Genomic DNA, 12,676 nt, shown 5'->3' with positions numbered 1-12,676 from the left:
CCACCGGAGCGCCGCACGGCGGAACCAGGGAACGGCAGCGCGATGACGGTGACAGAGGACGGCTCGGCGGCCACGGACGAGGTCGTGTACGGGCCCGGCATCGACCCGGAGCGGCTGGCCGTCTGCCTGAGCGTGCTCGAGGAACTCGACAAGCTGGACGTGGACCACCCCGACGCGATCGCCGTGCGCCGGGCCACCGCGGGCGTCTACCGCACGGTCAAGCAGCGCCGCCGCCAGGAGCGCCGGGCCGCCAAGACCGCGCACGACAGGGCGGTCACCGAGGCCACCGCGACCGGCTCCGCGCAGCGCATCGACGACGAGACCGAGGGCATCCTGCCGTCCTCGCGGGTCGAGGAGGGGCAGATCGCGGGGATACTCCAGCGCCCGCGCTCCTGCTACATCTGCAAGACGCGGTACGTCGAGGTCGACTACTTCTACCACCAGCTCTGCCAGAAGTGCGCCGCCGAGAACCGCGCCCGCCGCGGCGCGCGCACCGACCTCACCGGCAAGCGCGCGCTGCTCACCGGCGGCCGGGCCAAGATCGGCATGTACATCGCACTGCGGCTGCTGCGCGACGGCGCGCACACCACGATCACCACGCGCTTCCCGAACGACGCGATCCGCCGCTTCAAGGCCCAGCCCGACAGCGACCAGTGGATCCACCGGCTGAAGATCGTCGGCATCGACCTGCGCGACCCTGCCCAGGTCGTCGCGCTGGCCGAGTCGGTGGCCGCCGAGGGCCCGCTGGACATCCTGATCAACAACGCGGCCCAGACCGTACGGCGCTCCCCGGGCGCCTACAGCGAGCTGGTCGCCGCCGAGTCCGGTCCGCTGCCCGCGGGCGAACTGCCCGCCGCCGAGGTGATCGGCACCTTCGGCTCCGGCGCGGTCGCCGCCCTGCCCGTCGCGGGCGGCGGCGCGCTCACCGCGCAGGAGGTGACGGACCTCGCCCTGGTCTCCGGATCCGCCTCCCTGGAGCGCATCGCGGCCGGGACCGCGATCGACGCCGGCGGCCTCGTCCCCGACCTGCACGACACCAACAGCTGGGTCCAGACCGTCGACGAGGTCACCCCGATCGAGCTGCTGGAGGTGCAGCTCTGCAACTCGACGGCGCCGTTCATCCTGATCAGCCGGCTGCGTCCGGCGATGGCGGCCTCCGCCTCGCGCCGCACCTACATCGTGAACGTCTCCGCCATGGAGGGCGTCTTCGCCCGCGGCTACAAGGGAGCCGGCCACCCGCACACCAACATGGCCAAGGCCGCCCTGAACATGCTCACCCGCACCAGCGCGCAGGAGATGTTCGAGAAGGACGGCATCCTCATGACGGCCGTCGACACCGGCTGGATCACCGACGAGCGCCCGCACCCGGACAAGGTCCGGCTCGCCGAGGCCGGCTTCCACGCCCCGCTCGACCTGGTCGACGGCGCGGCGCGGGTGTACGACCCGATCGTGCGCGGCGAGGCGGGCGAGGACCTGTACGGCGTCTTCCTGAAGGACTACGCGCCCGGCAAGTGGTGATGCCGGACGGCGTCCGGGACGGGCAGCGGGGCGCGGCGCGCCGCCACCAGCTCCAGGACCGTGCGCCAGTCCTCCGGCACGCCCGCGTCGAAGCCGGCGACGCGGCCCGCGGCGTCGGCCTGACGCAGCGTCACGGCGTCCTCGGCGAGCGGGGCTGTTCGACCCCGGCGGCTTCCGCCGGGGTCGTCGGGCCGCCCTGCCGCACCAGGGCGAGCGCGCCGCGCGGGGACGGGCCGCGGTCGGGTGGGACGAGGGCGAGGTAGCGGGCGGCGGACACGTTCAGCCGTACCAGGCGGGAGACCCGCTCGCCCAGCAGCGGGCGGAGCGCGTCCGCGCCGTGGCCGGGGCGCGCGGGGCCGTGGCCGGGGCGCAGCAGCCGGCCCACGTCGTGCACCAGGCCCGCGATCTGAGTGCCTTGTCGGCGGGGCGACTTCGGCGCAGCAGCGCGGCCGTCAGCAGCGCGTGCTCGTGCGGGTCGACCGGGTCGCCGGTGCACTCCGGGAAGTCCCGGGCGCCCCGGCGGGCGTTCAGCAGCTCCATCAGCTCTTCGACACTGCGCAGTTCCATGCGTCAGTCCTCCCGCCGGACAAGCCGTTGCGTCCGCCGGCGGATCATGGCCGCCTTGCGAACCGGCCAACGGGACCCGAACTGCGCGGCCCACGACGCCGCAAGAGGGCACGGATGTTCGGGAGATGAGCCGAATGGGTGAGTCACCCCGAGTCGCTTTGAGTCCTTTGTGTAACAAATACCGTCACATGTCCGCATGTTGTGCGGGTGGTGACTCGTTACGGTTACGCATTGTTTTCCGTCCCCATCGAGCGGGGGGCCGCTCATTTGGTTAACCTGGTGTGGACGGACAGCGACAACGGGTCCCCACCCACACCCATCGTCCGTCCCGGGACCGGCCGGTGCACAACGGCCTGCTCTCCGGTGAGTTACCGACGCCACCGCGTCCGACCAGGCAACACCCACGACCCCCGCGGGCGTCGGCAGCGGACCGCAGACCGGCCGGCGCGGCCCCCGCGGGGTGACCGACACATAAGGAGTGCGCGGTGACACCGGAGAAGACGAATCGCGAACAGCGCCCCAGGGAACGCACCGAGCGGGCGGGCCGCCGGCCCGGCGAGCTCGGCAGCCTCGACGTGTGGGCCAGGTCCGCCCCGATCCGCCTGGCGGGCTACGAGGACGACCTCGCCGAGCCGCACATCCTGCCCAGCGTCGACTGACGCCTCGCGATCCCCGGCATGGGCGTGTCCCACTCACGCCCATGCCCGGTCCCTACTCCGCCACCGGCGCCGTCCGCCGCCACGGGCGCAGGCTCTCCAGCCGCTCGGCCACCTCCAGCAGCCGCGCCTCCGTCCCCGGCGGCCCCACCAGCTGGACCGCGCACGGCGCGCCCGACGGCAGCGCGCCCATGGGGACGGCCATGGCGGGCCAGCCCGTCAGGTTCCACGGCGGCGTCATCGGCGCGTAGGCGGTGTTGACGGCCGCATTGCGCAGCCAGCCCCGCTCGTGCCACGGCTCGGCCCGCGGCGCGCGCCGGGCCAGCGCCGGCGTGAGCAGCACGTCGTACTCCGCGAAGAACGGTTCCAGCCGACGCCGCAGCGCCTCCCGGCTCCCGCCGCCGCGAGCCACCCCCGTGAACAGCCGGCCCACGGCGGCGTGGACGCGGGTGCGCCGGGCCAGCAGCCGCCGGTCGAGCCCCGCCGCGTCGACGTGCGTGCCCGCCGTCCAGTGGGCGAGCGCGACCGCCCCCAGCGACACCGGGTACGGCGGATCCGCGCGCCGCACCTGGTGACCGGCCTTCATCAGCACCCCGGCCGCCTCCCGCGCGGCCTCCGTGTACGGCCCGGCCACGGGCACCCCGGCGATCGGGCTGCGCAGCGAGACGGCGACCCGCAGCGTGCCGGGCCTCTCCCGCCGTACGGGCCACGCGTCGGCCAGGACGGACAGCGTCAGCCGCGCGTCCGCCACGGTCGTCGCCAGCGGGCCGTTCTCCGACATGCCGAACCAGTCGCCCTCGCCGATGCCCGCCGGCACCACCCCGTGACCGGGCTTGATCGTCACCAGCCCGCAGTTGGCCGCCGGGATGCGCAGCGAGCCCATGCCGTCGTTGCCCAGCGCGACCGGCGTCAGCCCCGCGGCGACGGCCGCCGCGCTCCCGCCCGACGAACCGCCCGCCGTACGGCCGAGGTCCCACGGGTTGCGGGCGGTGCCGTGCACGCCCTCCGTCGTGCCGAACACGCACAGCTCCGGGACGTTCGTCAGCCCCACGACCACCGCGCCCGCGGCCCGCAGCCTGGCCACGGTGACGTGGTCCCGGCCGACGGGCGCCGGAGAAGTCGCCGCCGAGCCGATGCGCAGGGACTCCCCGCGCACCGCCACGTTGTCCTTGACGGCCACCGGCACGCCGGCGAGCGGCAGTTCGGCCAGATCGGCGCGGGCGCCCACCTCGTCGGCCTCGGCGAGCGCGGCCTCGGCGCGCACCCGGCGGAACGCCCCGATCCGGCCGTCCAGCCGCTCGATCCGCTCCAGGTGCGCGGCGACCACCTCCCGCGGCGTGACCCGCTTCTCCCGTACGGCGGCGGCGATCTCGACGGCGGTCCGTCCGACCCAGCTGGTCACGGGCGCTCCTCGGCTCATGTGGGCTGACTGGCGATGAGGCTTACTGGTGAGTACGTACTGTGCCCCCGAGCCGGGCCCCGCGTCGAGACGACCGGTCCGGCGGTCCCCCGGACGCCGGACGGTTCGAAGCGTCCGCCGCAGGGGAGCTGTAGACAGCGTCGGACCTCGCCCGCCGGCCTCCGGCCGACACCCCGACCGACCGCCGACCGACGACGAACCGGGAGGACCCCCGTATGCACGACGACCGCACCCTGGTCGAGGCCCGTCTGAAGCGAGTCCTCGACGAACGCGTCCGCCCCGCCGTGCACCCGCGGTCCGTGCCGCTGGAAGTGGCGGTGTGGCACGCGGCCGGCGAGCCGGTGCCGGTCGCCGAGGGCCTTGCCGCCCCGCACGAGCCCATCGGGGCCGGCGCGCGGTGGGGCGTCCCCTGGGGCACCAGCTGGTTCCGGGTCACCGGGACCGTGCCCGAGGAGTGGGCGGGCCGGACCGTGGAGGCGGTCCTCGACCTCGGGTTCGACGAGAACATGCCGGGCTTCCAGTGCGAGGGCCTGGTGTACCGCCCCGACGGCACCCCCGTGAAAGGGCTGAACCCGCGCAACCAGTGGGTCCGCATCGGCGCCCCCGTCGCCGGCGGCGAGCGGGTGCGGCTGCACATCGAGGCGGCGTCCAACCCGGTGATCCTCGGCGACCGCGGCTTCCGGCCGACGCCGCTCGGCGACCGGGAGACCGCCGGGAGCGAGCCGCAGTACACCCTCGGCCGGATGGACCTCGCCGTCTTCGACGAGACGGTGTGGCAGCTGGTGGCCGACCTGGAGGTGCTCGGCGACCTGATGGCCGAGCTGCCGGTGGAGTCGCCGCGCCGCTGGGAGATCCTGCGCGCGGTGGAGCGCGCCCTCGACGCCGTCGACCTCCAGGACGTGGGCGCCACCGCCGCCGACGCCCGTTCGCGGCTCACCGCGGTCCTGTCCGCGCCGGCCGCGCCCTCCGCGCACCGGATCAGCGCGGTCGGCCACGCCCACATCGACTCGGCGTGGCTGTGGCCGCTGCGCGAGACGGTCCGCAAGGTGGCGCGCACGGCCGCGAACATGACCGCCCTCATCGACGACGAGCCCGAGTTCGTCTTCGCCATGTCGCAGGCCCAGCAGTGGGCCTGGGTGAAGGAACACCGGCCCGAGGTGTGGGCGCGGGTCAAGAAGGCCGTGGCGGACGGCCGGTTCGTGCCGGCCGGCGGCATGTGGGTGGAGTCCGACACCAACATGCCCGGCTCGGAGGCGATGGCCCGGCAGTTCGTGCACGGCAAGCGGTTCTTCATCGAGGAGTTCGGCGTCGACAACGAGGAGGCCTGGCTGCCGGACACCTTCGGCTTCGCCGCCGGGCTCCCGCAGATCATCGCCGCGGCCGGTTCCCGCCATCTGCTGACGCAGAAGATCTCCTGGTCGCGGACGAACCGCTTCCCGCACCACACCTTCCTCTGGGAAGGCATCGACGGCACCCGGATCTTCACCCACTTCCCACCCGTCGACACCTACAACTGCACCATGAGCGGCGCCGAACTCGCCCACGCGGTGCGCAACTTCCGCGACAAGGGCGCCGCCCGGCACTCCCTCGCGCCGACCGGCTGGGGCGACGGGGGCGGCGGCACCACCCGCGAGATGGTCGCCCGGGCCACCCGGCTGCGCAGCCTGGAGGGCTCACCCACCGTCGAGTGGGAGACCCCGGCCGCGTTCTTCGCCAAGGCCGAGGCCGAGTACACCGCCCCGCCCGTCTGGGTGGGCGAGCTGTACCTCGAACTCCACCGCGCCACCCTCACCAGCCAGGCGAAGACCAAGCAGGGCAACCGGCGCAGCGAGCACCTCCTGCGCGAGGCGGAGCTGTGGGCGGCCACCGCGGCCGTACGCACCGGATTCCCCTACCCCTACGACGCGTTGGACCGCATCTGGAAGACCGTGCTGCTGCACCAGTTCCACGACATCCTGCCCGGCTCCTCCATCGCCTGGGTGCACCGCGAGGCCCGCCGCACCTACGAGCGGGTCGCGGCGGAACTGGAGGCGATCGTCGACGCCGCCCAGCGGGCACTGGCCGGCGACGGCGCCATGCCGCTCGTCTTCAACGCGGCCCCGCACACCCGCTCCGGCGTCCCGGCCGGCGGCGCCGCACCCCTCGTGGCCCAGGGCCGCACCACCCTCACCGCACGCCCGGCCGGCGGCCACGTCCTGGACAACGGGCTGCTGCGCGTCGGAATCGACCCCGCCGGACTGGTCGTGTCGGTGTACGACATCGCCGCCGGCCGGGAGACCGTCGCCCCCGGCGGGGCCGCCAACCTCCTCCAACTCCACCCCGACTTCCCGAACAAGTGGGACGCCTGGGACGTGGACGAGTTCTACCGCAACACCGTCATCGACCTGACCGACGCCGACGAGGTCGCCGCCGGGGACGACGGCGCGTCGGTGCGCGTCGTCCGGTCCTTCGGGGCCTCCCGCGTCACCCAGGTGCTGTCGCTGCCGCCGGGGGAGCGGAGGCTGGTCGTGGACACGGAGGTGGACTGGCACGAGACGGAGAAGTTCCTCAAGCTGGCCTTCCCGCTCGACGTGCACGCCGAACGGTACGCCGCCGAGACCCAGTTCGGGCACGTCCACCGGCCCACCCACACCAACACCAGCTGGGAGGCCGCCAAGTTCGAGGCCTGCAACCACCGCTTCGTCCATGTGGCCGAACCCGGCTGGGGCGTCGCGGTCGTCAACGACTCGACGTACGGCCACGACGTCACCCGCACCGTCCGCGCAGGCGCCGACCGGGGCACGACCACCACGGTCCGGGTCTCCCTGCTGCGCGCCCCGCGCTTCCCCGACCCCGAGACCGACCAGGGCGTCCACCGCTTCCGGCACGCGCTGGTGCCGGGCGCGGACATCGGGGACGCGGTGCGCGAGGGCTGGCGGATCAACCTGCCGGAGCGGCGGCACACCGGCGCGGCCGAGGTCGCCCCGCTGGTCACGGCCGACGCGGACGCTGTCGTGATCACGGCCGTCAAGCTGGCCGACGACCGCAGCGGCGACGTGGTCGTCCGCTTCCACGAGGCCCACGGCGGCCGGGCCCGGACCACCCTGACGGCCGGCTTCCCCGTCACCGGCGTCGAGGTCACGGACCTGCTGGAACGCCCGCTGCCCGACGCGCCTTCGGTCACCGCCGACGGCGACCGGATCGCCGTGGCGTTGCGGCCGTTCCAGCTGATGACGCTCAGGCTCCGGCGGTAGGGCCCGACGCCCGGGCTCCGGAGCCGGACCCCTCCCGCTCCCGCAGCCACGCCTCCACCTCGCCCACGTGCGCCGCCGCCGCCGCGCGGGCCGCCTCCGGGTCGCGGGCGGCCAGGGCGCGGTGGATGGCGGCGTGTTCCCGCCGGGTGCGGGCGAAGGCGCCCTCCTCGTGGCGGCCCCGGTGGACGCGGGCGCGGAAGGTGCGCGAGGACAGGCCGTCCAGGAGGGCGGCCAGCGTCTCGTTGCCCGAGGCCGCCGCTATCGCGCGGTGGAAGGCGAGGTCGTGGGCGAGGACCTCCTCAGGGTCGTCGGTCGCCTCCATCGCCGCCACATGGCGCCCGACCTGCGCCAGCTGTTCCGCGGTGATCCGGGCGGCGGCCAGCGCGGTCGCCGCCGACTCCAGGACGCGGCGCACCTCCAGCAGTTCGGCGAGCCGTGGGCCGCGGGACAGATCGGCCACGACGCCGAACGTCTCCAGCAGGTCGCCGGCCCTGAGCTGGGTGACGTAGACGCCGGAGCCGTGCCGGGCCTCCAGCACGCCGAGGACGGTGAGCGCGCGGATCGCCTCCCGCATCGAGCTGCGGGACAGGCCGAGCCGTACCGCGAGGTCCCGCTCGGTGGGCAGCCGCTGGCCGGGCTCCAGCAGGCCGTCGGCGATCATCGCCTTGATCCGTTCGATGGCGTGCTGGGTGACCGTGCCCCTGCGGGCGGCGGGCCCCCCGGCCGCGGTCTCGTCCACGTGGCTTCTCCCGTCGGTGCGTCGCCGCAGTGTAGCGGGAGAAGTGGTCCGACCATTACGTCCGTTGGAGAGAGTTTTCCGGCTTGCGGGGTGTCGCCGGGCCCAAGTGGTCTGATAAGTATGCGGCAGTCGCCCCGTCGCCCACGAAAGGGCCAGCAGTGACCCCCACCCCCGCCCGCATCACCGCCCTCGACACCCACGACATCCGCTTCCCCACCTCCCGCGACCTCGACGGCTCCGACGCCATGAACCCGGACCCCGACTACTCGGCCGCCTACGCCGTCCTGCGCACCGACGCCGGAGACGGCCACGAGGGACACGGGTTCGCCTTCACCATCGGGCGGGGCAACGACGTCCAGGTCGCCGCGATCGACGCACTGCGCGGGCATGTCGTGGGACGGTCGGTCGACGAGCTGTGCGCCGACCCGGCCACCCTCAGCCGCGACCTGGTGGGCGACAGCCAGCTGCGCTGGCTCGGGCCCGAGAAGGGCGTGATGCACATGGCGATCGGCGCCGTCGTCAACGCCGTCTGGGACCTCGCCGCCAAACGCGCCGGCAAGCCGCTGTGGCGGTTCCTCGCGGACGCCGAGCCCGAGTGGATCGTCCGCCAGATCGACTTCCGCTACCTCACGGACGCGCTCACCCCCGAGCAGGCGCTCGACCTCCTGCGCCGTGGCCAGCAGGGCGCCGGCGCGCGCGCCTGCGCCCTGCTGGAGCGCGGCTACCCCGCCTACACCACCTCCGCTGGCTGGCTCGGCTACGACGACGCCAAGCTCACCCGGCTCGCCACCGCCGCGGTGGCCGACGGCTTCCGGCTGATCAAGCTCAAGGTCGGCGCCGACCTGGCCGACGACGTCCGCCGCTGCCGCACCGCCCGCGCCGCCGTCGGCCCGGACGTCCGCCTGGCGATCGACGCCAACCAGCGCTGGGACGTCGACGAGGCGATCCGCTGGACCCGCGCCCTCGCCGAGTTCGACCCCTACTGGATCGAGGAGCCCACCAGCCCCGACGACATCCTCGGCCACGCCGCGATCCGCCGGGCCGTCGCCCCGGTGAAGGTCGCCAGCGGCGAACACGCCCAGAACCGGATCGTGGTCAAACAACTCCTCCAGGCCGGCGCGATCGACGTCCTGCAGCTCGACGCCGCCCGCGTCGGCGGCGTCAACGAGAACCTCGCCGTCCTGCTGCTCGCCGCCCGGTTCGGGGTGCCGGTCTGCCCGCACGCCGGCGGCGTCGGCCTGTGCGAACTCGTCCAGCACCTGGCGATGTTCGACTACGTGGCGGTCGCCGGCACCACCGAGGACCGCGCCATCGAGTACGTCGACCATCTGCACGACCACTTCCTCGACCCGGTGGTGATCCGCGAGGGTCACTACACGGCGCCCACTGCGCCCGGCTTCTCCGCCGCCATGCGGCCCGAGTCCGTCGCGCGGTACACCTATCCCGGCGGCGCGTACTGGGCCGCCGACCCCGACCGCGAGAAGGGGCGGACGGCATGAACGACTTCGAGGGCCTCACGGCCCTGGTGACCGGCGGCGCCAGCGGCATCGGCCGGGCCGCCGCGGAACTCCTGACCTCGCGCGGCGCCCGGGTGGCCGTACTGGACCTGGACCCGAAGCCGGTCGGCGAGCCGCTGCTCGCGTACCGGGCCGACGTGGCCGACGACGCCTCCGTGCGCGCGGCGGTCGCGGCGGCCGTCGCCGAACTCGGCGGCCTGGACGTCCTGGTGAACAACGCGGGCATCGGCGCGCAGGGCACCGTGGAGGACAACCCCGACGACGAGTGGCACCGCGTCTTCGACGTCAACGTCCTGGGCATGGTCCGCACGGCCCGCGCCTGCCTGCCCCACCTGCGCGGGTCCGAGCACGCCGCGATCGTCAACACCTGCTCCATCGCCGCCACCGCCGGGCTCCCGCAGCGCGCCCTCTACAGCGCCACCAAGGGGGCCGTGCAGTCCCTCACCCTCGCCATGGCCGCCGACCACCTGCGCGAGGGCGTCCGCGTGAACTGCGTCAATCCCGGCACCGCGGACACGCCGTGGGTCGCCCGGCTGCTGGACGCCGCCGACGACCCGGCCGCCGAACGCGCCGCGCTGGAGGCCCGGCAGCCCACCGGCCGTCTCGTCTCCGCCGCCGAGGTCGCGGGCGCCATCGCCTACCTGGCCAGCCCGCTGTCCGGCGCGACGACCGGCACCGCCCTCGCCGTCGACGGCGGCATGCAGGGCCTGCGACTGCGACCGGAGGGGGCACGATGAGCCTGCGCCACGACATGGGCCCGCTCGGCTTCGGCGGCGGCGGGATCGGCAACCTGTACGCCCCGCTCACCGACGAGCAGGCGCACGAGGCCGTCACCGCCGCCTGGCGGCAGGGCGTCCGCTACTTCGACACCGCGCCCCACTACGGCCTCGGCCTGTCCGAACGCCGCCTCGGCGCCGCCCTGCGCGCCCACCCGCGCGAGGCCTACACGCTCTCCACCAAGGTCGGCCGGCGCCTGGAACCCGTCGGCCGTCCCGACTCCGTCGGCGACGACCTGGCCAACGGCTTCGCCGTCCCCGCCACCCATCGCCGCGTCTGGGACTTCACCGCGGACGGCGTACGGCGCACCCTGGAGGCCGGCCTGGAGCGCCTGGGCCTCGACCGCGTCGACATCGTCTACCTGCACGACCCCGACGACCACCCCGAACAGGCCTTCCGCGAGGGCTACCCGGCACTGGAGCGGCTGCGCTCCGAGGGCGTCGTCGGCGCGATCGGCGCGGGCATGAACCAGGCGGAGATGCTCACCCGCTTCGTGCGCGAGACGGACGTCGACGTGGTGCTGTGCGCCGGCCGCTACACCCTCCTCGACCAGAGCGCGCTCACCGAACTGCTCCCCGCCGCCGAGGAGCGCGGCGTCGCCGTCGTCGTCGGCGGAGCGTTCAACTCCGGCCTGCTGGCCGATCCCAAGCCCGGGGCCACCTACAACTACGCCGCCGCGCCCCCCGAGTTGCTCGACCGCGCCCTGCGCCTGAAGTCCCTCGCCGAGCGCCACGGCACCACCCTGCGCGCCGCCGCCCTGGCTTTCTGCGCCGCCCACCCGGCGGTCGTGAGCGTCCTGGCCGGCGCCCGCAGCGCCGCCGAGGTGGACGACTGCGCCGAACAGTTCCGCACCCCCGTCCCGCCCGCCTTCTGGCAGGAGCTGCGCGACACCGGACTGCTCCCGCCCGACGCCCCCGTGCCCACCGGGGACCCGGCGTGACCGTCGACGCCCACCACCACGTCTGGGACCTCTCGGTACGCGACCAGGACTGGATCCGCGGACCCGGACTCACCCCCTTACGGCGGAACTTCACCCTCGCCGACCTCGCCCCCGAGGCCGCCGCGGCCGGCGTCGACCGCACGGTGCTCGTCCAGACGGTCACCGTCCCGGAGGAGACCCCCGAACTCCTCGCCCTCGCCCATGAGCAGGACGAGCGGGAGGAACGGGAGGAACGGCACGGGCCGGCTGCCGGGCGCGGCCTGATCGCCGGCGTCGTCGGCTGGACCGACCTCACCCGCCCCGACGTCGCCGAAGAACTCGCCCGCCTCCGCGCCCTCCCCGGCGGACGCCGCCTCAAGGGCGTCCGCCACCAGGTGCAGGGCGAGGCCGACCCGGAGTGGCTGCTGCGCCCGGACGTGCGCCGCGGCCTCGCCGCCGTCGCGGACGCCGGACTCGTCTACGACCTCGTCGTGCTCCCGCACCAACTCCCCGCCTGCGCCGGGGCGGCCCGGGCCCTCCCCGGCCTGACCTTCGTCCTCGACCACGCGGGCAAACCGCCCGTCGCCTCGGGCTCCCTCGACCCCTGGGCCCGCGACCTGCGCACCCTCGCCGCCCTGCCCAACACCGTCTGCAAACTCTCCGGCCTGGTCACCGAGGCCGACCCCGCCTCCTGGACCGTCGAGGACCTGCGCCCGTACGCCGACACCGTCCTGGAGGCCTTCGGTCCCGGCCGGCTGATGTACGGCTCGGACTGGCCGGTGAGCACCCTGGCGGCGGACTACGGCGAAGTGCTCGCCGCGGCGCACGAGTTGACCGAGGGCCTGAGCGGGCCCGAGCGGACGGAGGTCTTCGAGGGCACCGCCGTCCGCGTCTACGGCCTCTGACCCGGACAGGCCGTCCCGCCCTCCCCGTGCAGGCGACTCGCCGGGACAATTCCGGCGTAATGCGGCGAATGCGGATCGGCGGAAGGGGGGCGCTCGCGCTGCTCAACGGCGTCGGCCATCAGAACGGCCCGTTCGACACGCCGGCCGGCCTTCCGCCGCCGACCGGCGGGGAGATCGCCGCGGCCGCCGGCCTGGACGAGCGGTACGTGCGCGAGTCGGCGGCGTCGTGGAGTACGAGCCGGAGCGGGGCGCGTACCGGCTCCCGCCCGGGCACGCCGCCTCGCTGACCACCGAGGCCGGCCCCGACGACCTCGCCGGGACGGCTGGGCGCCGTCCGGGGCGAGCAGACGGCCCTCCGGATGGTCGCGGAGGCCGGCTTCCGCGCCGTCGACGTCAAGACGGTCGAGGGCGACCCGCTGAACGCC

At 74.7% G+C, this 12,676-nt stretch carries 12 protein-coding genes and 1 pseudogene; 8 read left to right on the top strand and 5 right to left on the bottom strand.

Annotated elements, in window-relative coordinates; translation table 11 throughout:
* Nucleotides 1–42: 42 nt before the first annotated feature.
* Nucleotides 43–1,518, top strand: coding sequence for an SDR family NAD(P)-dependent oxidoreductase (locus ABZY13_RS11105; protein WP_356629114.1), 1,476 nt, complete (start codon nt 43–45; stop codon nt 1,516–1,518).
* Here ABZY13_RS11105 and ABZY13_RS11100 read toward each other — a convergent pair.
* The 3 genes and pseudogenes from ABZY13_RS11100 to ABZY13_RS11090 all read right to left on the bottom strand — a co-directional run.
* Nucleotides 1,497–1,652, bottom strand: coding sequence for a hypothetical protein (locus ABZY13_RS11100; protein WP_356629194.1), 156 nt, complete (start codon nt 1,650–1,652; stop codon nt 1,497–1,499). The genes ABZY13_RS11105 and ABZY13_RS11100 overlap by 22 nt on opposite strands.
* Nucleotides 1,649–1,795, bottom strand: coding sequence for a hypothetical protein (locus ABZY13_RS11095; RefSeq protein ID WP_356629192.1), 147 nt, complete (start codon nt 1,793–1,795; stop codon nt 1,649–1,651). The genes ABZY13_RS11100 and ABZY13_RS11095 overlap by 4 nt, the downstream gene beginning before the upstream one ends.
* A gap of 6 nt (nt 1,796–1,801) precedes the next feature.
* Nucleotides 1,802–2,085: pseudogene (locus tag ABZY13_RS11090) on the bottom strand (metal-dependent phosphohydrolase); the annotation flags it as partial.
* 485 nt (nt 2,086–2,570) lie between these two features.
* Between ABZY13_RS11090 and ABZY13_RS11085 the strand changes: the two are divergent.
* Nucleotides 2,571–2,744, top strand: a complete 174-nt coding sequence (locus ABZY13_RS11085) for a hypothetical protein (RefSeq protein WP_356629112.1) — start codon at nt 2,571–2,573, stop codon at nt 2,742–2,744.
* A 52-nt stretch (nt 2,745–2,796) separates the two neighbouring features.
* Here ABZY13_RS11085 and ABZY13_RS11080 read toward each other — a convergent pair whose 3' ends face one another.
* Entirely contained in the window at nt 2,797–4,143 is a 1,347-nt protein-coding gene (locus ABZY13_RS11080; protein WP_356629110.1) for an amidase, read from the bottom strand.
* 233 nt (nt 4,144–4,376) lie between these two features.
* On the opposite strand from ABZY13_RS11080, the gene ABZY13_RS11075 reads away from it, so the two are divergent.
* Nucleotides 4,377–7,394, top strand: a complete 3,018-nt coding sequence (locus tag ABZY13_RS11075; protein WP_356629108.1) for a glycoside hydrolase family 38 C-terminal domain-containing protein — start codon at nt 4,377–4,379, stop codon at nt 7,392–7,394.
* On the opposite strand, the gene ABZY13_RS11070 is transcribed toward ABZY13_RS11075, so the two are convergent.
* Nucleotides 7,378–8,133, bottom strand: a complete 756-nt coding sequence (locus ABZY13_RS11070) for an FCD domain-containing protein (RefSeq protein ID WP_356629106.1) — start codon at nt 8,131–8,133, stop codon at nt 7,378–7,380. The two genes, ABZY13_RS11075 and ABZY13_RS11070, sit on opposite strands and share 17 nt — an antisense overlap.
* Nucleotides 8,134–8,291: 158 nt before the next feature.
* Between ABZY13_RS11070 and ABZY13_RS11065 the strand changes: the two genes are divergently transcribed.
* The 5 genes from ABZY13_RS11065 (at nt 8,292) to ABZY13_RS11045 (ending at nt 12,538) form a co-directional block, all read left to right on the top strand.
* Nucleotides 8,292–9,632 (top strand): L-fuconate dehydratase, encoded by a 1,341-nt coding sequence (locus ABZY13_RS11065; RefSeq protein ID WP_356629104.1) that lies wholly within the window; start codon nt 8,292–8,294, stop codon nt 9,630–9,632.
* The gene (locus ABZY13_RS11060) at nt 9,629–10,387 is read left to right on the top strand and encodes an SDR family oxidoreductase (protein ID WP_356629102.1); all 759 of its coding nucleotides are present in this window, start codon (nt 9,629–9,631) and stop codon (nt 10,385–10,387) included. Before ABZY13_RS11065 ends, ABZY13_RS11060 begins: the two co-directional genes overlap by 4 nt.
* Nucleotides 10,384–11,367, top strand: a complete 984-nt coding sequence (locus ABZY13_RS11055; protein ID WP_356629100.1) for an aldo/keto reductase — start codon at nt 10,384–10,386, stop codon at nt 11,365–11,367. The genes ABZY13_RS11060 and ABZY13_RS11055 overlap by 4 nt, the downstream gene beginning before the upstream one ends.
* Entirely contained in the window at nt 11,364–12,251 is an 888-nt protein-coding gene (locus ABZY13_RS11050) for an amidohydrolase family protein (RefSeq protein ID WP_356629098.1), read from the top strand. Before ABZY13_RS11055 ends, ABZY13_RS11050 begins: the two co-directional genes overlap by 4 nt.
* 68 nt (nt 12,252–12,319) lie before the next feature.
* Nucleotides 12,320–12,538 (top strand): hypothetical protein, encoded by a 219-nt coding sequence (locus tag ABZY13_RS11045; protein WP_356629096.1) that lies wholly within the window; start codon nt 12,320–12,322, stop codon nt 12,536–12,538.
* Nucleotides 12,539–12,676 lie beyond the last annotated feature (138 nt).

It is taken from the genome of Streptomyces sp. NPDC006610, from assembly GCF_040611575.1.
Lineage (GTDB): Bacteria > Actinomycetota > Actinomycetes > Streptomycetales > Streptomycetaceae > Streptomyces.
This window is presented reverse-complemented; position numbering and strand designations above follow the sequence as displayed.